Raw genomic sequence first — 18302 nt, 5'->3', positions numbered from 1 at the left:
TTGCAGATCTGGGCCGAGATCGTCGCAGCCTCGTGTTGCTGAACGGCGGTGCCAGCCGGTGATTCAGCCTGAAGACTTGGCTTAGACTGCTGATTGGCTTTGCACGAGCATCGTTCGATGGAGACGGGTGCGCTGCAACTCGAATCGGTGGCCGTTGGCGCCCTGGCCGAAGTGGACCTCGTCGTCGCGCGGGGAGAGATCGTGTGCCTGTCCGGGCCGTCGGGCTCGGGCAAGACGCGCCTGCTGCGTGCGGTCGCCGACCTCGAGACTCACGAAGGCCGCATTCGGCTGGGCGATACCGGGCAGGCCGAGATACCGGCCCATGAATGGCGCCGTGCGGTCATGCTGGTGCCGGCCGAAAGCCAGTGGTGGCACGAGCGCGTCGGCGAACACTTTGCCCGGCCCATGCCGGAAACACTGGCCGAGCTGGGATTCGAAGCCGGCGTCGAGGACTGGCCGGTGATGCGATTGTCCTCGGGCGAGAAGCAGCGCCTGGCGCTGGTGCGCGCGCTCTCGACCCGGCCGCGTGCCCTGCTGCTCGACGAGCCCACCGCCAATCTCGACGATGAGAATGCCGAACAGGTCGAGGCCTGGCTGACGCGGCTGATTCGCGAGCGCGGCATGCCGACCTTGTGGGTGGCGCACAGCATGGCCCAGATCGAACGCGTCGCCGATCGGCATCTGCGCATCGACGGCTCGAAGCTCGAGGTGGCGGCGTGAGCGGCGTGATCGACCTGAGCTGGTGGCAGCTGGCCCTGGCGGCGGTGCTGGTGCTGGCCCTGGCCGCGAGCATGTGGTTTACCCGCCTGGGCCTGGGCGGTTCGCTGCTGGTCGCCGCGGGACGGACCGTGGTGCAGCTGGCGCTGGTCGGCCTGGTGCTCGAGGCGCTGTTCGCCGTCGGCGCCCTGGGCTGGATCGCGCTGATGGCCCTGGCCATGCTGCTGCTGGCCGGGCGCGAGGTGATGGCGCGGCAGAAGTACCGCTTCACCGGCGGCTGGGCCTTCGGCATCGGCACCGTGTCGATGTTCGTGTCGGCCTTCAGCGTCACGGTGCTCACCCTGGTGCTGGTGATCGGCCCGGAACCCTGGTACTCGCCGCAGTACGCCATCCCGCTTCTGGGCATGCTGCTGGGCAATACCATGACCGGCGTGGCCCTGAGCCTGGACCGCCTGACCGAGTCGGCCTGGCGCGAGCGCGCGCTGATCGAGCATCGTCTGTTGATGGGCCAGACTTGGGTCGAGGCGATTTCCGAGATCCGCCGCAACGCCATGCGCTCGGGCATGATCCCCATCATCAACGCCATGGCCGCGGCCGGCATCGTCAGCCTGCCGGGCATGATGACCGGCCAGATCCTGGCCGGCAGCCCGCCCGCGCTGGCGGTCAAGTACCAGATCCTGATCATGTTCACCATCGCCGCCGGCACCGGCTTCGGCACCATGGTGGCGGTCTCGCTCGGCAGCCGGCGCCTGTTCGACCATCGTGAGCGATTGCGTATTGACCGCCTCGGCGAATGAGGCCGCCGATAGACTTCATGCTTGCCGCCGCATCCTGTGATCAAGTGGACTTGTCGGGCCGTCGCGTTTACTCTTTGCGCCAAAGGGTTCGAGGGAAATATCCGTCATGATCTTTGGCGCCTGCCGCCATCTCCCGGAGCATTGCCAGTGACCAATCACGTTGGTCGCCGCTGTCTCGCGTGGGCACTGCTGTTGCTCATCGCCTCCGGGCCGTTGTTCGCGCAGCATCGTGCCGAGCTGATCCAGTTGCCGGTTGAGGGGATGGTTGCCGACATCAAGTCCTCGGCCAGCGTGCGCCCCGACCCCGAGCGGACCCTGGATCCGGAGGCGCTGATTCGCAGCGACGCCGGCTTCGAACCCTATTCGGACGAACTCGAGCGCAACGCGCCGCCGCTGTGGCTCAAGCTGCGCGTGGCTGCCCCCCGTGATTCCGAGGGGCAGTTCGTGTTTCGCATCGCCCGAAGATTCTTCGAGGACCTCGATGTCTTCGTGCCCGGCCACGGCGGTGAACTGGCGCAGCACGCGGCGGCCTTCGACCGGGCGGTGACGGCGCAAACCGTTGGCCGCCAGTTCGCTGTCGACTTTCAGGTGCCGCCGGGACAGACCCAGACGCTGCTTGTGCGCGTTGAAACCTTCCAGGGCAGTCTCCAGCCCCTGGAGCTATGGATCGAGGACCGCGGATCCTTCGTCGTCTCGAAACAGACGAACTTCCTTGTCTTCGGCCTGCTCTTCGGCGCTTTGATCGCCCTGGTATTCCACAACTTCGTCCTCTACCTGAACCTGCGCCAGCGCGGCCACCTGTTCTACGTAATGGCGATGATCAGCCTGCTGCTGCTGCTGGGTATCGATTCCGGACTGATCCAGACCTACCTGTTGCCCGATGCCCTGCTGCAGCACGTCACGCGCCTGCACATCCTGTTTTCGACCGCGACCCTGATCACGATCGGCCTGTTCTTCCTGGCTTTCGTCAACCCGCAGCGCCACGCGCCGCGTCTGACGCGGGTGATCCAGGTCGTGCTGGGCCTGCTCTGTGCGGTGTTCCTTGCGCTGACGCTGGTTCCGGAACCCTATCTCCTGGCCGGCCTTACCGCGCTGCAGCCGCTTCAACTGCTCACCCAGATCCTGCTGCTGTGGGGCGCCTTCGTCGCCGGCCGTCGCGGCGCGACCGAGGGCTATATCTTCCTCGCCGCCTGGGCTGTTTTTATCATCAGCGGCTTCTCGCGCGTTTTCATGTCACTGGATGTCGTGCCCAGGACCGACGTTCTCGAGTACCTGATCTACTTCGGCGCAGTGGTCGAAGGCAGTATCCTGGCGCTGGGCCTGACCTGGCGCGTTCGCCAGCTCTACCGACGTCACGCCCGTGCGATCGAGGAGCAACACAAGGCCGCCAGGCTGGCCAACCTCGATCCGCTCACCGACGCCTACAATCGACGCTTCCTGCAGACCTATCTCGACAACGTGATGCCGGGCGCTTCGGGCGATTCCTTCGACCGGGCGGTTCTGATTCTGGATCTCGACAACTTCAAGGAAACCAACGACGAGTACGGTCACGCCGCCGGCGACATGGTGCTGCGCGAACTGGTGCGGCGTTGCCAGCTCGTCCTGCGCGAGGGCGACGTGATCTGCCGTCTCGGCGGCGACGAGTTCGTCATCGTGCTTTCCGATCAGAATGAGCGGTCCGGCCTGCAGGTCGCTCGCCGGATCATCGAGACGGTGTCCGAACGTCCCTTCCTGTTCGAAGGCGCGGACATGCACGTGACCACCAGCATCGGCGTGGTCTCGAGCATTTCGCCCAAATGCGCGGTCAGTGACATCCTGCGCATGGCCGACCAGGCGCTCTACCAGGCCAAGCAGGCCGGGCGCAATCGCGCCGTGCCCTTCGATCCCGACAAGGCCACGCCGTTTCGGCACGGCCCCTCCCGCGCCCCGCTCAGGCACGAGGCATGACCAACGAAAAAATCACCATCATCGGCGCCGGTATTTCCGGTCTGTATTCGGCCTGGCGGCTGATCGAGGCCGGTCACGATCCGGCCAGCCTGACCGTGCTCGAGGCCACCGACCGCATCGGCGGGCGACTGTGGTCGCTGAAGATGCAGCCCGACAGCACGCTGCCAGCCGAGCTGGGCGGCATGTTCTTCAACGACCAGCAGCCCTTGGTCTACGGCCTGTGCAGCCGGGTCCTGGACCTGCCGAAGGAAACCGTCGAGCCCCGGCCCGATTTCGCCTGGCTGCGCGCTACGCGATTCAAGGTTGCGCAGTTTGCCGACCCGAAGATCCAGCCCTTCAACCTGGCGCCCGACGAGCAGGGCCTGAGCTACTACCAGCTGCTGGACCTGGCCTGCACCCGGATCGCGCCGGAGATCAAGAATCTCTGGCCGCAGAACCCGGACGGCTCGCGGGAGGAGACGCTCGGCTACCTCAAGCGGCATGAGTTCGACGGCCGGCCGCTGTGGCGCTGGGGCTTCTGGAACCTGCTCTCGCGGGTGATCAGCCACGAGGCCTGGCTGGCCCTGCGCGGCATGATCAGCACCTACGAAATGCTGTCGAACTGGAATGCCTTCGATGCCATGGTCTCGATCGTGGTCGAGCAAAGCGGCAAGTGGTATCGGCTCACCCACGGCTACCAGGGCCTGCCCGAAGCCCTGGCCGAAGCCGTTGAGAAAAGCGGTGCCGCGATCCATCGACGCCATGTGCTTCGCCGTATCGAGACCGCGGGCGACCGGCTGCGTCTGGTCGTGCATGCCGACGGCCGCGACCGGGAATTCGAGTCCGGTCGGGTCATCCTGGCGATCCCCAGGCTGCCGCTCACCCGGGTGATCGAAGCCAGTCCCGCGCTGCGCGGGGGTGAGCTGGCTTTGCAGGCCAGGGCCGTCGAGGGCGTGCCGGCGTGCAAGATTTTCCTGACCTTCGACAAGCCCTGGTGGCGCGACGTGCCCGATGGGCCCGGAAAGATTGCCGACGGGACCTATGGCGTCTCCCACACCGACCTGCCCATGCGCCAGTGCTATTACATAGGCGTCGACAAGGGATCGGGCCAGGCGCTGATGCTGGCCAGCTACGCCGATACCGATGCGGTCAGCTTCTGGCGCGCGCTGGCCCCCGACAGCGGCCGGGGCTTCCAGCTCGAGAGCGATCTCGGCGACGTCGCACTGACCGAGATCCGCCGCGAGCTTTCGGAAATGCACGGAGTCGACGTGCCCAGGCCGACGAGCGGACGGTTCATTGACTGGAGCCCGTGGCCCTACGGCGGCGGCTGGCATGCCTGGCTGCCCGGCTGGAAGAGCTGGGAACAGGCCGCCGCGATGTGCGCACCGGTGCCCGGCGTTTCCCTGCACATCTGCGGCGAAAGCTACAGCACCGCGCAGGGTTGGAGCGAAGGCGCGTTGCAGTCCGCCGAGGACATGCTGCAGCGCTGTTTCAGTCTTGCCGCGCCCGATTGGCTAGACCCGGCGAGCTGACCTGCTCGCCGGTCCATTTCGTTTTTTCAACCACAGGGAATGAAACCATGTCCGACAGCACACGCAAGTTGCTTTCCACGCTCGCCGAGAACCCCGAAACGAGAGAGCGGTTCAAGAGCGACCCGAAGGGCGTCATGGATGAGTTCGCCGTCCCGGCGGCGCACCAGGAACTGATCCTCAGCGGCGACAAGAAGAAGATCGCCGAGGAAACCGGCGTGGACGACAACACCCTGCAATTCGTGATCCTTTGACGAACAGGGGCGGCCGCCTGAGCGTTGTCGGCACCGGCATCCGCCCGGGCGGCCATCTCACCCGCGAAACGCAGCACGTCATCGCCGCCGCCGACCGTGTTTTTACGGTCGTCGATAGCTTGACGCTCGAGCGCCTGCGCGAAATCAGTTCGTCCGTCGAGTCCTTGCAGGACAGCTACGCCGTCGGCCGGCAGCGCGACGACAGTTATGCCGAAATGGTGCAGCGTATCCTCGCGCCGCTCGAGGACGGCCGGCATGTCTGCGCCGCCTTCTACGGCCACCCCGGCGTTTTCGTCTGGCCCGCGCACGAGGCGATCCGGCGCGCACGCGCCGCCGGGCACCGCGCCGTCATGTACCCCGGCATCTCGGCCGAGGACTGCCTGTTTGCCGACCTGGGGCTCGACCCGGCGCTGCACGGCTGTCAGAGCTTCGAGGCCACCGATTTCCTGCTCCACGCCCGCCGCTTCGATCCCACCGCCGCACTGATCCTTTGGCAGCCGATCACCCTCGGCGACCTCGGCCGCGACGCCTTCGAGCATGATCCGAACTGGCTGCGGGTGCTGGCCGAAGTGCTGGCGGACGACTACCCGGCCGACCATCCGGTCACGATCTACGAAGCGGCGGTGTTTCCGCTCGACGAGCCCCGCATGGCGCGGGTGCCGCTCGAGCGCCTGCACGAAGCGCGCTTGAACCAGGTCTCGACGCTCTACCTGCCGCCCGTGTCGGCGCCGGTTCTGAGCACCGAAAGACTCGAACGCCTGGGCATCCGTGAATCCGACCTCACCCTCGGCGCCTACCAGTTACATAGAAAAGGCTAGAACCGGAAAACGCTCAGAGGAGCCAGGTGATCGGCAGCCTGGCCAGTATCGCCACCCACGCGCGTTTCCACACGCTGGTGTGCGGTTCGTGTTCGTGGCGAACCGTGCCCGACTCGCTGCGCTCGATCCAGTAAAGCCCGCCGCGGTCGTCCAGGTGCACCGAGTAGGCGCGCTCGGGCACGTCCACGGCGAAGGTTTCCTCCAGCTCGGCGGCCAGTTCCGGGCTGTCGATCACCAGGCCCATCTCGGTATTGAGCCGCGCCGAGCGCGGGTCGAAATTGAACGAACCGACGAACACCCGCTCGCCGTCGACGGCGAAGGTCTTTGCGTGCAGGCTCGAACCCGAGCTGCCCAGGGGCCCCTTGCCGCGCATTCTTTCCTGGCCGGAGAAACGCTGCATTTCGTACAGTTTCACGCCCGCTTTCAGCAGGCGTTTTCGATAGCGGGTATAGCCGGAATGCACCGCGGCGACGTCGGTGGCCTCCAGCGAGTTGGTCAGCACCACGACTTCGACACCGCTTTCGGCCAGTTCCGTGAACAGCTTTGCGCCGGTGCGCGTGGGCACGAAGTAGGGCGAGACCACGTACATGCGTACTTTGGGCAGGCCGATCGTCTCGCGCAGCTGTTCGCTGAGCAGGCCCTTCGGGCCGGGCTTGTCGAGGATCTTGTGCGGGTCGTCGCTGAGCAGTTCCGCATGGCCCCAGATCATCCCGAGCCGGCCGTCGAGAAATCGGTCGACAAAGCGCGAGTGCTCGAAGTTGTCGAGGTAGGCAACCGCCCGCTCGTCGTCCTCGACGCGCGCGGCTTCGCGGCGCAGCCCGTCGACCGCATCGCCGGTGCTCGGCTCGACCAGGGCTTCGATCGGCCAGGCCGATTCGCTGTTCCAGTAGCGGTCGAAATCCTCCGAGACTTCACCCACCACCTGGCCGACGGCGAGGACGTCGACATCAGCGAACAGCAGCCCGTCGCCGGCCGCGAAGTACTCGTCGGCGATGTTGCGCCCGCCCACGATGGTGGCCCGGTTGTCGGCGGTGAGGGACTTGTTGTGCATGCGCCGGTTGATGCGCCGGAAGTCGGTGAGGTAGTTGATCCAGCGCGGCCGGCGCTGCGCGAAGGGATTGAACAGGCGGATGTCGATGCGCGTGTGCCGGGCCAGGGCCACGAGCCGTTGGTCCAGGCCTTCGATGCCGTTGTCGTCGAGCAGCAGTCGCACCCGCACGCCGCGATCGGCGGCCTCGAGCAGGGCGTTCAGCATCAGGGTGCCGGTCAGGTCGTCGCCCCAGATGTAGTACTGCACGTCCAGTGCACGCTCGGCCGCCTGCGTGAGCAGGTAGCGTGCGGCAAAGGCGTCGAGCGGGTCGTACAGGGGGTGGATGCCGCTTTCGTTGGGATGGTCGCCGATCTGCTCGGCCAGCGAACGGCCCAGCCGCGTCTCGCGCGCGGCCTCGGCGGGCAGGGCCCGCGACGGCTCCGCGTGGCGGTGCTCAGGAAGCCGGGGCCAGAACACCAGCAGCAAGACCGAGATGGAAAGCAGGGCGATTGCCCAACGCCATCGGGCCCGCCTTCGGGGCGACGAGGCCAAGCTCAGCCCGCCCGTCCGGGTCGACGCCGACGCGTTTCACGACGCCGCTTGGGCCGCATCGCTTCCGGCCTGCTCGATGGCGGCGACCAGCCGGGCTTTCAGGGCCGCATCGGCGTCCGGACCCGGCAGCATGGCCAGTTCGTTGGCGTCGAGTTCACGCCCGTCGGCGCTGAGCACCCGGATCGACTGGATTTCCTCGCCGGTGGCGCGCTCGACGTAGCGGACCGAGTGGGCGCAATCGCCGAGGTGCTGCTCGGACCACTGCGTCAGCGCGATCAGCACCGGAAACAGCGCGCGCCCGGAGCTCGTCAGCCGGTACTCGACCACGCGCCGGTCGGTCTGCGAGGCCTTTCGCGCCAGCAGCCCGGCCTCGACCAGCTTGCGCAGGCGGTCGGAGAGGATATTGCGCGCGATGCCCAGCCGGCGCTCGAACTCGTTGAACTTGCGGCTGCCGAGAAAGGCCTCGCGGATGATCATCAGGCTCCAGCCGTCACCCAGCAGGGCGGTCACGCGGGCGATCGGGCAGTTGCCGTGGCAGGGGTTGGTTTTGCTCATGGATCCAGTTTGCCGTTTTGAGTTGCAATTTGCAACCAATAGCGCTAGGCTATTTTCAGTTGCGAAAAGCAACTTATATTCCCGACATTGAGCAAGAGGTTTCCACCATGCTGATTCACGACAACGAATCCCGCCTGACCACGCGTCGAATGCTTGCCCTGATTGCCGTCTGGGGACTGCTGGGCCTGTTTGCCTGGCTGGCCTGACCGACGCCGGTCCGGCGATTGTTCCAAGCCCCGGACACCTGGCGTACACTCTGGCTCTGGCCACTCGGTCGGCATCAAAGGAGGTTCATCATGAGCAGCGAAGACAGAAAGGCATTCATCGAGCGACTCAAGTCCCGACTGGACGAGCTGGACGCAAAGATCGACGAACTCGACGACCGCGCCGAGGAAGTCGGTTCCAAGGCACGCGAGGAATATCGCGAGCGCCTGGCGGAAATGAAAGGCAGGCGCAAGGACCTGGCCAACAAGCTCGACGAGGCCCGGGCCGCCAGCGAACTGCAGTGGAGCAAGCTCAAGCGCGAAGCCGAGCACACCTGGGATGCGCTGCAGAACTCGTTCAATTACTTCAAGTCGCACTTCAAGTAAGCGTGCCCTACGACCGAAACGCCGATCTGCCGTCACAGGTCACCGAAACGCTTCCCGCGGCCGCGCAGACAATCTATCGCAAGGCCTTCAACTCGGCCTGGGCGGAGTACGGCGACGAGCCCGATCGCGAAGCCACGGCTCACCGCGTGGCCTGGTCTGCGGTCAAGGCGTCTTACGAAAAGAACAACGATGGCGACTGGGTCGGCAAGGACGACTGAGCCGGGCCGGCATCCCGACCGAAGAAGAGGAGGAACAATGACAGGTATGACGATACTCCTGCGGGCCCTGGTGCCGGCCGTTCTGCTCGTGAACCTGCTGCTCGTCACCGAGGCGTCGGCGGCCGAACAGGGCCGCGTGATCGAGTCCGCGGACCGGGCGGTGCTGTCCGAGCGCGAGCGGATCGAGCCGGAAAACGCCATGCTCACCGACCGTCTCGAGAACCTGCTGCCGCGCTTGATGGAAGAGTCCGGTCTCGACATGTGGCTGGTGCTCAACCGCGAATACGCCGAGGACCCGGTCTATTTCACCCTGGTGCCGCAGCCCAGCTTTGCCGCGCGGCGCACCACCATGCTGGTCTTCCATCGCCAGGACGACGGCAGCGTGGATCGACTCACCGTCAATCGCTACCCGCTGGGCGAGCCCTACGAATCCGCCTGGGAAGGCGGCTCGCTCGACGCGCAGTGGGCGGCGCTGGCCGAGCTGATCGTCGAGCGTGATCCCGAGCGCATCGGCATCAACGTTTCCGACACCTGGCCGGAAGCCGACGGCCTGACCCACGGCCTGCATGGCAAGTTGACCGCCGCCCTGCCCGAGGAATTCGAGCAGCGGCTCGAGCCGGCCGAGGAACTGGTCGTGCGCTGGCTGGAAACGCGCAGCGAGCGCGAGCTGGCCGCCTACGCGCACGCGGTGTCGATCGCCCGCGGCGTGATCGCCGAGGCCTTCTCCGGCCGGGTCATCACGCCCGGGGTGACCTCGACCGACGATGTCGCCTGGTTCATCCGGCAGCGATTCGAAAGCCTGGGGCTCGATCCCTGGTTCATGCCCTACGTCAATATCCAGCGCCCCGGCGGGGAATGCGGCGAGGACACGCCCTTCTGCGGGACGGCCGGCACCATTCAGCCGGGTGATGTGCTGCACACCGACGTCGGCATCTGCTACCTCAAGCTCTGCACCGACACCCAGGAGATGGGCTACGTGCTGCGCGCCGGCGAGACGGACGTGCCCGCGGGACTGGTCGACGCCCTGGCCGAGGGTAATCGCTGGCAGGATCGCCTGACGGACGAATTCGTCACCGGCCGCAGCGGCAACGAGATTCTCGCCGCCGCCCAGGACGCCATGGCCGACGAAGCCTGGTCGTTCAATATCTACACCCACCCGATCGGCTTCTTCGGCCACGGGCCGGGGCCGACCATCGGCATGTGGGATCTGCCCGCCGAGGTCGAGCACACGGGCGACTGGCCGCTGCACGCCAACACCGCCTACGCCATCGAGGGCAGCATCAAGACCCCGGTGCCGGAGTGGGACGACCAGCCCGTCAACATCAAGCTCGAGCAGACCGCCGTGTTCGACGGCGAGCGGGTGATCTACCTGGCCGGCCGGCAGACCGAGTGGCACACGGTGCGCTGATGTCGCCGGCCGCACCCTTCGCGGGCCTCGAATTCGACAACAGCTACGCCCGCCTGCCCGAGGCTTTCGGCGAGCGCATCGAGCCCCGCCCGGTGGAAGATCCGGGGCTGATCCTCGTCAACGAAGCCCTGGCCGGGGAACTCGGCCTGGATGCCGCCGCCCTGGCCTCGCCGGCCGGCGTCGAGATGCTGGCCGGCAACCGGCTCGCGCCCGGTTCCGAGCCGGTGGCCATGGCCTACGCCGGGCATCAGTTCGGCAACTGGGTGCCGCGGCTCGGCGACGGCCGGGCGCTGCTGCTCGGAGAAATCATCGACCGCCGCGGCCGGCGTCGCGACCTGCAGCTGAAGGGCTCGGGTCCGACCCGCTTTTCGCGCGGCGGTGACGGGCGCGCCTCGATCGGTCCGGTGGTTCGAGAGTATCTCGCAAGCGAGGCGATGGCCGCCCTCGGCATCCGCACGACCCGCGCGCTCGCGGCCGTGGCCACCGGCGAGCGGGTGCTGCGTCAGGGTGGGCCCGAACCCGGGGGGATTCTCTGCCGCGTGGCCGAAAGCCATGTCCGCGTGGGCACCTTCGAGTATTTCGCGCGCAACGGCGACCCCGATGCCGTGCGCATCCTGGCCGACTACGTGATCGAACGACACGACCCCGACCTGGCCGAACACGACGCGCCCTACCTGGCCCTGTTCGAACGCGTCATCGATCGCACGGCCGACCTGGTCGCCGACTGGATGCCGGTCGGCTTCATCCACGGCGTGATGAACACCGACAACACCTCGATCGTCGGCGAGACCATCGACTACGGGCCCTTCGGCTTCATCGACGCCTTTCACGCGCAAACCGTCTACAGCTCGATCGATCGCGGCGGCCGCTACGCCTGGAATCAGCAGCCGGCGGTCGCGCACTGGAACCTCGCGCGGCTGGGCGAATGCCTGCTGCCGCTGATCGACGCAAGTTCCGAGGCCGCACTGCAAAAGCTCAACGCCGCCCTCGAGCGCTTCCCGGACCGCTTCGAGTCGCGCTTTCACCGCAATCTCTGCGCCAAGATCGGCATCGAGGACGCGCGCGAGGGCGACGTCGACCTGGCCTTCGACCTGCTCGGTCGGATGCAGGACGCCTCGGCCGACATGACCCTGACCTTTCGCCGCCTCGGCGACCTGCCGGTGGATCACGACCGCGAGGATGGACCGGTACGCGCGTTGTTCGACGCGCCCGAGCGCTTCGACGCCTGGGCGGTGACCTGGCGCGAGCGACTGCGCGCGCAGGGGTGCGAAGACGCCGAACGCCGCGCCGCAATGCAGCGCATCAACCCGGCTTTCATCCTGCGCAATCACCTGGCCCAGCGCGCGGCCGACGCGGCCGTCGAACGCCTCGATTTCGAGCCGATGCACAAGCTATTGGACGTGCTGTCGCGACCGTTCGACGACCAGCCCGAAAACGCCGAATACGCCCGGCCGCCGGAACCCGGCGAGCGAGTGCTCGAAACCTTCTGCGGGACCTGATGCGCCGCTTGGGCGCGCTCGGGAAAGGACCCGGCCGCCGATCCGGCGTCGGGTCGGGAACTGACTCAGCGTAACCAGCGTCGCAGGCAGCGATAGACTTCTGGGTGATGGAGCAGGCCGAGGTGTCCGGCGTCGGCCACGACCAGGCAGCGCTCGTCGGGAAAGGGCAGCGCGCGCTGCGGGTCGGGATGCCGGCCCAGGGCGCTGTCGACCGGCACCAGTTCGTCGCCGAGCATCCCGCCGAGCAGGCGGCCGGCCCGGGTTCGCGCGGTCGCGGCAATGGCGAATTCATCCACCTCGGCCTCCGACGCGGGCAGGCGGCCGTGGCGCAGGTCGATAATGCCCGCGCTGCGCATCCCGCCCAGGCGCGTGAACGGCGCGCTGTAGGGGCTCATGCCCAGCAGGGATTCGAAGCGATGGCCCACCCGTTCCATCGGCGCGCCGTGATGCGGCGTACCGAGGTAGGCGATGCGCGACACCGACGCCGCCCACGCCTGCTGGGTCGAAATGCCCGTGTCAAGCGCGCAGCGAGCCACCAGCCCGCCCATGCTGTGGCCGATGATCACGATGTCGGTGACCGGCACCGGCCACTGCTCGACCAGGGTTTCGATGCGCTGCGCCAGTTCCAGGCCGTTGTCCGCGATGGCCCGCCCGGAGTTGTAGTGCAGGTAGAGCGGTGTATAGCCCAGCGCCCGGCCGAGCCGCTCGGGAATGCCTTCTGCCCCGCCCCAGTGCAGATCGTTCATGCACAGGCCGTGGGCGGCGATCAGCAGCTTGCCCGAGGGTGAGGCGATACGATCCGCCAGGGCCGTCGGTTCCAGGACCAGCGCGTCGCCGCCGTATCGAAACGTCATGGGGATGGCCAGCGGATTCTCGGTGTCGGCGAGGTGATCCCCGAGCACCCCGTTGACGATCGCCAGCCAGTGTTCGCGCCCCGGGGAGATCGACGGCGGCGGCATTCGCGCCACGAGCGGGCCGGCCACCGCGTTGATCGAGGTGCCGACGGCGCCGTTGACCGCGCGCAGCGAACGATAGACCAGGCCGGTGATGCCGCGCGTGCCGGCGACCACCGGCGGCCCCAGGGGCATGGCGACCCGGGCGATCGTTCCGTGCAGCTGCTCGACCAGCTCGCTGGTTCCGGCCACGCCGTCGATGGCCAGCCGGGCAAGGCCGTGCAGGTCCGAGGCGTGCAGGTAAGGCGTGGGCGTCAAGTCATGATTCCGTTGCTGGGGCTTCATCAAATTGGACTCGCGGTCGCCCATTTGGTTGCTTCGTGACTTTTCGCCGCGAAGTTGGGTAAAATACGCGCCCAGCTTGATTCCGTGGGGCCGTAGCTCAGTTGGGAGAGCGCAGCATTCGCATTGCTGAGGTCAGGGGTTCGATTCCCCTCGGCTCCACCACTTTACCCCGTATTTGTCATCCACGCCTTCACCCGGCAGCTTCGGGCGACGTCTGCGGCTGCTCGATGTAGTCGCCCTGGATGAAGTCGACGCCGGCCTGCCAGAACTCGATGACCTGGTCCTCGCGCGCGACCTCGGGCATGATCACGGCGCGTTCGTTGTGGTGCGCCTGGCTGATGAAGGCCATGAACTCGCCGGCCAGTCCGGCGCGCTCGTGCAGGCCGTCGGCGAAGTCCGGGGCCATGCGCAGGTAGTCGATCGGCGCCTCGTCGAGAATCCGGTGGCCCAGGTGTTTCTCCCCGATGCCGCTGATGCCGATGCGAAAGCCCAGCTTGCGCAGGTGCCGCATCGACTGGTGCGTTTCGCCGGAGCGGTGCTCCAGGTCGAACAGTTCGAACTCGGCGATCAGGCGCGGCCCGACTTCGGGATGGCGTTGCCGGATCCGAACCAGCCACTCGAGTAGCTGTTCCGAGAAGGCCTCCGGCGAGACGTTGACGAACAGGCGCACCGCCGAGGGGTTGCCGTGGGTCGTGGCCAGGTAGTGCACGCTGCGCCTGAGGGTCCAGCGTTGCAGCGCGCCGATCAGTTCGTGGCGGCGGGCCACCGCCAGGAAATGCCGGGCGGGAATCAGCTTGCCGGAATCGCTGATCAGGCGTGCCCAGGCCTGGTAGTAGCGACCGCCCTCCGGCGAGGCCGCCAGCAGCGGCTGGAATACCATGCGCAGGCGGTTGGAATGCAGCGAGCGCCCGAGCTGCCGGGCCAGCTGTTCTTCGCTGCCCAGTTCCTCGCGCGGCGCTTGCACGGGCCGGAACAGCCGGAACTGGTTCTTGCCCTGCTCGGCCAGCTGCTCGGCCAGGTGCATGGCGTCGAGCAGAGCCTCCTCGGCGCCGCGCACGCGCCGGTCGAACCAGCACATCCCGATACTGAACGAGGCGGTGAGCCAGCGCGACCCGACGGGATACTCCGATTCGTTGAGCTTTTCGAGCATGTCGGCGGCCCAGCGCTCGATGTCGCGCTCGCCTTCGCCGGGCCAGAGGACGCCGACCAGGCTGCTGTCGGCCAGGCGCAGGAAGATATCGTGGTCGGCCAGCGTCTCCAGCGCGCGTTTCTCGATCAGGCCGTTGACCGTCTCCAGCCCGCCGAAGCCGAAATGGTCGCGACACTCGCGCCAGTTGTTGAAATAGATGCAGGCCACTCCGTGCGGATTCTGCTGCGGGTCGTTGATGAACTGGCGGTAGCGGAACTCCGCGTAGCGCAGGAACTTGCGGCGCGCTCGCCGGGTGCCGGCATGGGCGTCGATCAGTCGCGCGCTGCCGACCTGCTCCGTCTTGTCCGGCGCGCCGTTTCGATCAGTCGAATCGGTCAATGCTCAGCCCTTCCGGCGCATCGTCTGCGCTGCGGCTGCGCGAGGTGCGAATGGCCAGCCCGAGATCGTTGCGCGAGTCGGCATGCTCGAGCGCTTGTTCCTCCGTGATCCGGCCGTCCTTGTAGAGCCGCAGGAGTGCCTGGTCGAAGGTCTGCATGCCGGCTTGCCCGCCCTCCTTCATCGCTTCCTTGATGCTGTCGATGTCGTTCTTGAGAATCAGGTCGGCCACGTAGGGTGTGCGGATGAGCACCTCCACCGCCGGAACCCGTGCGCCGTCGGTCGTGGGCACGAGGCGCTGGCTGATGATCGCGCGCAGGTGCTCTGACAGGTCGATGAACAACTGGTGGTGGGCCGATTCCGGAAAGAAGTTGATGATGCGGTCCAGGGTCTGGTTGGCGTTATTGGCGTGCAGGGTCGACAGGCAAAGATGCCCGGTTTCGGCGTAGCTGATGGCGTGCTTCATCGTCTCGCGGTCGCGGATCTCGCCGATCAGGATCACGTCGGGCGCCTCGCGCATGGCGTTCTTGAGCGCATTGGTGTAGCTGAGCGTGTCCAGGCCCAGTTCGCGCTGGTCGACGATCGACTTTTTGTGCTGGTGCAGGAACTCGATCGGTTCTTCGATGGTGAGGATATGGCCGGCCTTGTGCTCGTTGCGATGATCGATCATCGAGGCCAGCGTGGTCGACTTGCCCGATCCGGTCGCGCCCACGACCAGGATCAGCCCGCGCGGCTCCATGATCAGGTCCTTGAGAATCGGCGGCAGGTTCAGCTCCTCGATGGATGGAATCTCGCTCTTGATGTAGCGGATCACCATCGCCACCGACCCGCGCTGGCGAAAGAGATTGACCCGGAATCGGCCCAGCGAGTCGAGCGCGATCGCCAGGTTGAGCTCCATTTCGGCTTCGAAGGTGGCGATCTGCTTGTCGTTGAGCAATGAATAGGCCAGCTTCCGAACGTCCTGGGAAGACAGTTTCTCCTGGCCCAGGCGGCGCGTCTCGCCCTGGATCTTGATGCCCGCGGGCGTTCCGGCACTGAAGAACAGGTCCGACGCGTTGTGCTTGACCATCGTTCGCAGGTACGTTTCGATCTCCATGCAGCCTCCTTTCGTGTAGGGGCAGCATAGAAAAGCCCCCGCCCTGTTGCAATCAATTCCGCCAAGGCGTCATCAGCCGGGTTAACATGACTTAGCCATGGACGATCAGTCAGTTCGTCGGGCGCGGTGGCCATCGCCCGAAAACGGGAAAAAGGGGGTTCCATGTTTCGGCAGCAGCCTCGGGCGGGAAAGTCCCTGCTGATCTCATTCGCCCGAATGCTTGCCCTGACCTTGGCGTGGATCCTGTTGTGGCGTGTTTCGGCCGTCATGGAGTATGCCCCGCACGCCAGCATCTGGTTTCCCCCGGCCGGCCTGACCCTGGCTGCCTTCCTGGTGCTCGGCCTGCCCGCGGCCTTCGCCGTGCTGCCCGCCGCCGTGATCGTGACGTTCTGGGCCGCCTCGCTTTACGACTTGAACCAGGGCGCGTCGGAGATCCTGCTCGGCGGCCTGCTGTTCGGGCTCGCGCATGGTGCTGCCTTCGGCGCAGGTGCGCTTGTTCTGAGATGGCTGGGACGCCGCCGACCGGGCCCTTCCCTGCCGGCTTTCGTGATCGCTTTCCTCCTTGTGGCGTCGGCCGCGGCGCTCCTGGCGGCCGGGCTCGGGGTCGAGGCCCTGATCCTGGGCGGTTCGCTCGAGCGTTCCGACAGCATCGGCCTTTGGCTGCCTTGGTGGATCGGCGACATGGCGGCGGCCGTCGCGCTCACGCCACTATTCGCCGGAGTGCTGGGCGCCGGACGCGAAGCCGGCCAGCGTCGGTTTCCGGTCATTGTCCTGCCGGTGGCCCGGTCCGCCCTCGGGCCGTGGCTGCTCAAGCTGGTAACCCTGCTTTCCCTGCTCGCGCTGATCATGGTCTTCACCGCGCTGTTCGGCCGCGATGAACTGCTGGCTTTTGCCGTGTTCTTCCTGATCATCCCGCAGATGTGGATCACCTACACCGAGTCGGCTTATCGCGTGGCCGTCTCCCTGGCCCTGTTCAGCACCGCGATTGCCTTGAGCGTGGGCCTGCTGGGGCTCGATGGACAGGCGATGGTCTACCAGTTCGCCATCACGGTGATCGCCGCCAGCACCTGGTTCGGCCTGGCGGTGCCCACGCTGGTCGAACAGAATCGCCGTCTGCGTGAAATCACCGAGGCCGATGAGCTGACCGGCGTGACCAGCCGCCGCCACTTCTTCGAGCGCTCACGCGAGGAACTCGAGACCCTGCGCAGTCGCGGTGCCCCGGCCGCCCTGGTGATCTTCGACATCGACCGCTTCAAGCAGATCAACGATCAACATGGTCACCTCGCCGGCGACGAGGCCCTGCGACGGGTGGCCGAGCGGGTCGGTGGGCAATTGCGCCGCGAAGACCTGTTCGGCCGTTTTGGTGGCGATGAATTCATGGTGCTGATGCGCGAGTGCACCGGCGAGCGCGCGGCCGAGCGCGCCGAAGCGCTGCGCCTGGCGCTGCACGCCATCCGGCTTCCAGCGCTGGATGCGAGGCTTTCGGGCACCTTCAGCATCGTCGAGATCGAGCCCGGGGAGTCGATTACCCACGCCTTCGACCGGGCCGACGCCATGCTGTTGCGGGCCAAGCGCTCGGGCCGCGACCGGGTGCTCTACGAGGCGAACTGATCCTGTCCCGCGAGTCTGGTTCATAATGACTTCATGAGCGACAACATCCTGATTACCGGCGCCAGCTCCGGGCTGGGACGCGGCATGGCGCGCGAGTTCGCCGCCGCCGGCTGCAACCTGGCGCTTTGCGCGCGCCGCAGCGATCGTCTCGAGGCACTGCGCGAGGAGCTGACCGGCAAACACGATATCCGCGTCGAACTGCGCGCCCTCGACGTCAACGACCACGACCGCGTCTTCGAGGTCTTCAAGGACTTTGCCCAGACCCTCGGCCGCCTCGACCGCGTCATCGTCAACGCCGGCGTGGGCGACGGCCGGCGCATCGGCACCGGCCGCTTCGAGCACAACCGCAAGGTCATCGAAACCAACCTGGTCGCCGGTCTGGCCCAGTGCGAGGCCGCCGTCGAGATCTTCCGCGAGCAGGAGCACGGCCACCTCGTCCTGGTCTCGTCGATGAGCGCCGTGCGCGGCCTGCCCGGCCACATGACCACCTATGCCGCCAGCAAGGCCGGCCTGGCGCACCTGGCCGAGGGCATCCGCGCCGAGTTGATCAACACCCCGATCAAGGTCACCACCCTGCTGCCGGGTTTCATCCGCACCGAACTCAACGAAGACGCCGGCAAGATGCCCTTCGAGGTCGACGAGGCCACTGGCAGCCGCGCCATGGTCCGCGCCATCCAACGCGCCCCGGCCACCGCCTGCGTACCACCCTGGCCCTGGCGGCCCATCGGGTGGGTGATGAAGATCCTGCCGTTGAAGGTGATTGCGAAGAACGCTTGATGTTGTTTTGGGGGGCTTTGGGTGTCTGGGCTGGGGTGAGGTTGGTGACACCGGGCGCTGTGGGGGCCTCGACACGTCAACTGCGGTTTCGCCCGGCCTGCTTCGCAGGCACTTTCGGCGAGTACCTTTTTTCCAAAGCGAAAAAAGATACGAAAAAGCGCT

At 66.6% G+C, this 18302-nt stretch carries 17 protein-coding genes and 1 other RNA gene; 13 read left to right on the top strand and 5 right to left on the bottom strand.

Annotated elements, in window-relative coordinates:
* Positions 1 to 117 precede the first annotated feature (117 nt).
* The 6 genes from ACDC67_RS15180 (at position 118) to ACDC67_RS15155 (ending at position 6041) form a co-directional block, all read left to right on the top strand.
* Entirely contained in the window at positions 118 to 720 is a 603-nt protein-coding gene (locus ACDC67_RS15180; protein WP_376694479.1) for an ABC transporter ATP-binding protein, read from the top strand.
* A complete protein-coding gene (locus ACDC67_RS15175; protein WP_376694478.1) occupies positions 717 to 1514 on the top strand; it encodes an ABC transporter permease in 798 nt (265 codons plus the stop codon). Before ACDC67_RS15180 ends, ACDC67_RS15175 begins: the two co-directional genes overlap by 4 nt.
* Positions 1515 to 1661: 147 nt before the next feature.
* Positions 1662 to 3461, top strand: coding sequence for a diguanylate cyclase (locus tag ACDC67_RS15170; protein ID WP_376694477.1), 1800 nt, complete (start codon positions 1662 to 1664; stop codon positions 3459 to 3461).
* Positions 3458 to 4972: a flavin monoamine oxidase family protein gene (locus ACDC67_RS15165; protein WP_376694476.1), complete on the top strand. Its 1515-nt coding sequence runs from the start codon at positions 3458 to 3460 to the stop codon at positions 4970 to 4972. The genes ACDC67_RS15170 and ACDC67_RS15165 overlap by 4 nt, the downstream gene beginning before the upstream one ends.
* 47 nt (positions 4973 to 5019) lie before the next feature.
* Complete coding sequence (locus tag ACDC67_RS15160) at positions 5020 to 5223, top strand: hypothetical protein (protein WP_376694475.1); 204 nt, start codon at positions 5020 to 5022, stop codon at positions 5221 to 5223.
* Positions 5220 to 6041, top strand: a complete 822-nt coding sequence (locus ACDC67_RS15155; protein WP_376694474.1) for an SAM-dependent methyltransferase — start codon at positions 5220 to 5222, stop codon at positions 6039 to 6041. The genes ACDC67_RS15160 and ACDC67_RS15155 overlap by 4 nt, the downstream gene beginning before the upstream one ends.
* Positions 6042 to 6054: 13 nt before the next feature.
* Here the strand turns inward: ACDC67_RS15155 and ACDC67_RS15150 are convergent, their stop codons facing one another.
* The gene (locus tag ACDC67_RS15150) at positions 6055 to 7623 is read right to left on the bottom strand and encodes a phospholipase D family protein (protein ID WP_376694473.1); all 1569 of its coding nucleotides are present in this window, start codon (positions 7621 to 7623) and stop codon (positions 6055 to 6057) included.
* 36 nt (positions 7624 to 7659) lie between these two features.
* The gene (locus tag ACDC67_RS15145) at positions 7660 to 8178 is read right to left on the bottom strand and encodes a winged helix-turn-helix transcriptional regulator (RefSeq protein ID WP_376694472.1); all 519 of its coding nucleotides are present in this window, start codon (positions 8176 to 8178) and stop codon (positions 7660 to 7662) included.
* A 296-nt stretch (positions 8179 to 8474) separates the two neighbouring features.
* Here ACDC67_RS15145 and ACDC67_RS15140 point away from each other — a divergent pair, with 296 nt between their 5' ends.
* Genes ACDC67_RS15140 through ACDC67_RS15125 form a run of 4 tightly spaced genes read left to right on the top strand, consistent with a single transcriptional unit; the run spans position 8475 to position 11893 of the window.
* Positions 8475 to 8768 (top strand): sll1863 family stress response protein, encoded by a 294-nt coding sequence (locus ACDC67_RS15140; RefSeq protein WP_376694471.1) that lies wholly within the window; start codon positions 8475 to 8477, stop codon positions 8766 to 8768.
* Between the two features lie 2 nt (positions 8769 to 8770).
* Positions 8771 to 8986 carry a ChaB family protein gene (locus tag ACDC67_RS15135; RefSeq protein ID WP_376694470.1) on the top strand — a complete coding sequence of 72 codons (216 nt, stop codon included), beginning with the start codon at positions 8771 to 8773 and terminating at the stop codon, positions 8984 to 8986.
* Between the two features lie 46 nt (positions 8987 to 9032).
* Positions 9033 to 10394 (top strand): M24 family metallopeptidase, encoded by a 1362-nt coding sequence (locus ACDC67_RS15130; protein ID WP_376694469.1) that lies wholly within the window; start codon positions 9033 to 9035, stop codon positions 10392 to 10394.
* The gene (locus ACDC67_RS15125; RefSeq protein ID WP_376694468.1) at positions 10394 to 11893 is read left to right on the top strand and encodes a protein adenylyltransferase SelO; all 1500 of its coding nucleotides are present in this window, start codon (positions 10394 to 10396) and stop codon (positions 11891 to 11893) included. Before ACDC67_RS15130 ends, ACDC67_RS15125 begins: the two co-directional genes overlap by 1 nt.
* Before the next feature lie 65 nt (positions 11894 to 11958).
* Here ACDC67_RS15125 and ACDC67_RS15120 read toward each other — a convergent pair whose 3' ends face one another.
* Complete coding sequence (locus ACDC67_RS15120) at positions 11959 to 13104, bottom strand: alpha/beta hydrolase (RefSeq protein WP_376694467.1); 1146 nt, start codon at positions 13102 to 13104, stop codon at positions 11959 to 11961.
* 113 nt (positions 13105 to 13217) lie between these two features.
* Here ACDC67_RS15120 and ssrA point away from each other — a divergent pair.
* Positions 13218 to 13293, top strand: a transfer-messenger RNA (tmRNA) gene (ssrA, locus tag ACDC67_RS15115).
* A gap of 28 nt (positions 13294 to 13321) precedes the next feature.
* Here the strand turns inward: ssrA and ACDC67_RS15110 are convergent.
* Positions 13322 to 14659, bottom strand: coding sequence for an EAL domain-containing protein (locus ACDC67_RS15110; protein WP_376694466.1), 1338 nt, complete (start codon positions 14657 to 14659; stop codon positions 13322 to 13324).
* On the bottom strand, positions 14643 to 15752 hold the full coding sequence (locus ACDC67_RS15105) for a PilT/PilU family type 4a pilus ATPase (protein WP_376694465.1): 1110 nt from the start codon (positions 15750 to 15752) through the stop codon (positions 14643 to 14645). Before ACDC67_RS15105 ends, ACDC67_RS15110 begins: the two co-directional genes overlap by 17 nt.
* A 216-nt stretch (positions 15753 to 15968) precedes the next feature.
* On the opposite strand from ACDC67_RS15105, the gene ACDC67_RS15100 reads away from it, so the two are divergent.
* Positions 15969 to 17363, top strand: coding sequence for a GGDEF domain-containing protein (locus tag ACDC67_RS15100; RefSeq protein WP_376694464.1), 1395 nt, complete (start codon positions 15969 to 15971; stop codon positions 17361 to 17363).
* Positions 17364 to 17396: 33 nt separating this feature from the next.
* Positions 17397 to 18140: an SDR family oxidoreductase gene (locus ACDC67_RS15095; protein WP_376694463.1), complete on the top strand. Its 744-nt coding sequence runs from the start codon at positions 17397 to 17399 to the stop codon at positions 18138 to 18140.
* The last annotated feature ends 162 nt before the right edge of the window (positions 18141 to 18302 follow it).

Origin of the sequence: Wenzhouxiangella indolica, from assembly GCF_042310355.1 — a bacterium.
Classification (GTDB): domain Bacteria; phylum Pseudomonadota; class Gammaproteobacteria; order Xanthomonadales; family Wenzhouxiangellaceae; genus Wenzhouxiangella.
Note: the sequence above shows the minus strand (reverse complement) of the source record. Positions and strands in the feature narration are given on the sequence as shown.

What these genes read in the sequence shown, in the direction of transcription:
- ACDC67_RS15105 (WP_376694465.1), bottom strand. Translation starts at nt 15,752, where the DNA reads ATGGAGATCGAAACGTACCTGCGAACGATGGTCAAGCACAACGCGTCG.
- ACDC67_RS15130 (WP_376694469.1), top strand. Translation starts at nt 9,033, where the DNA reads ATGACGATACTCCTGCGGGCCCTGGTGCCGGCCGTTCTGCTCGTGAAC.
- ACDC67_RS15180 (WP_376694479.1), top strand. Translation starts at nt 118, where the DNA reads ATGGAGACGGGTGCGCTGCAACTCGAATCGGTGGCCGTTGGCGCCCTG.
- ACDC67_RS15140 (WP_376694471.1), top strand. Translation starts at nt 8,475, where the DNA reads ATGAGCAGCGAAGACAGAAAGGCATTCATCGAGCGACTCAAGTCCCGA.
- ACDC67_RS15125 (WP_376694468.1), top strand. Translation starts at nt 10,394, where the DNA reads ATGTCGCCGGCCGCACCCTTCGCGGGCCTCGAATTCGACAACAGCTAC.
- ACDC67_RS15165 (WP_376694476.1), top strand. Translation starts at nt 3,458, where the DNA reads ATGACCAACGAAAAAATCACCATCATCGGCGCCGGTATTTCCGGTCTG.
- ACDC67_RS15145 (WP_376694472.1), bottom strand. Translation starts at nt 8,178, where the DNA reads ATGAGCAAAACCAACCCCTGCCACGGCAACTGCCCGATCGCCCGCGTG.
- ACDC67_RS15095 (WP_376694463.1), top strand. Translation starts at nt 17,397, where the DNA reads ATGAGCGACAACATCCTGATTACCGGCGCCAGCTCCGGGCTGGGACGC.
- ACDC67_RS15100 (WP_376694464.1), top strand. Translation starts at nt 15,969, where the DNA reads ATGCTTGCCCTGACCTTGGCGTGGATCCTGTTGTGGCGTGTTTCGGCC.
- ACDC67_RS15160 (WP_376694475.1), top strand. Translation starts at nt 5,020, where the DNA reads ATGTCCGACAGCACACGCAAGTTGCTTTCCACGCTCGCCGAGAACCCC.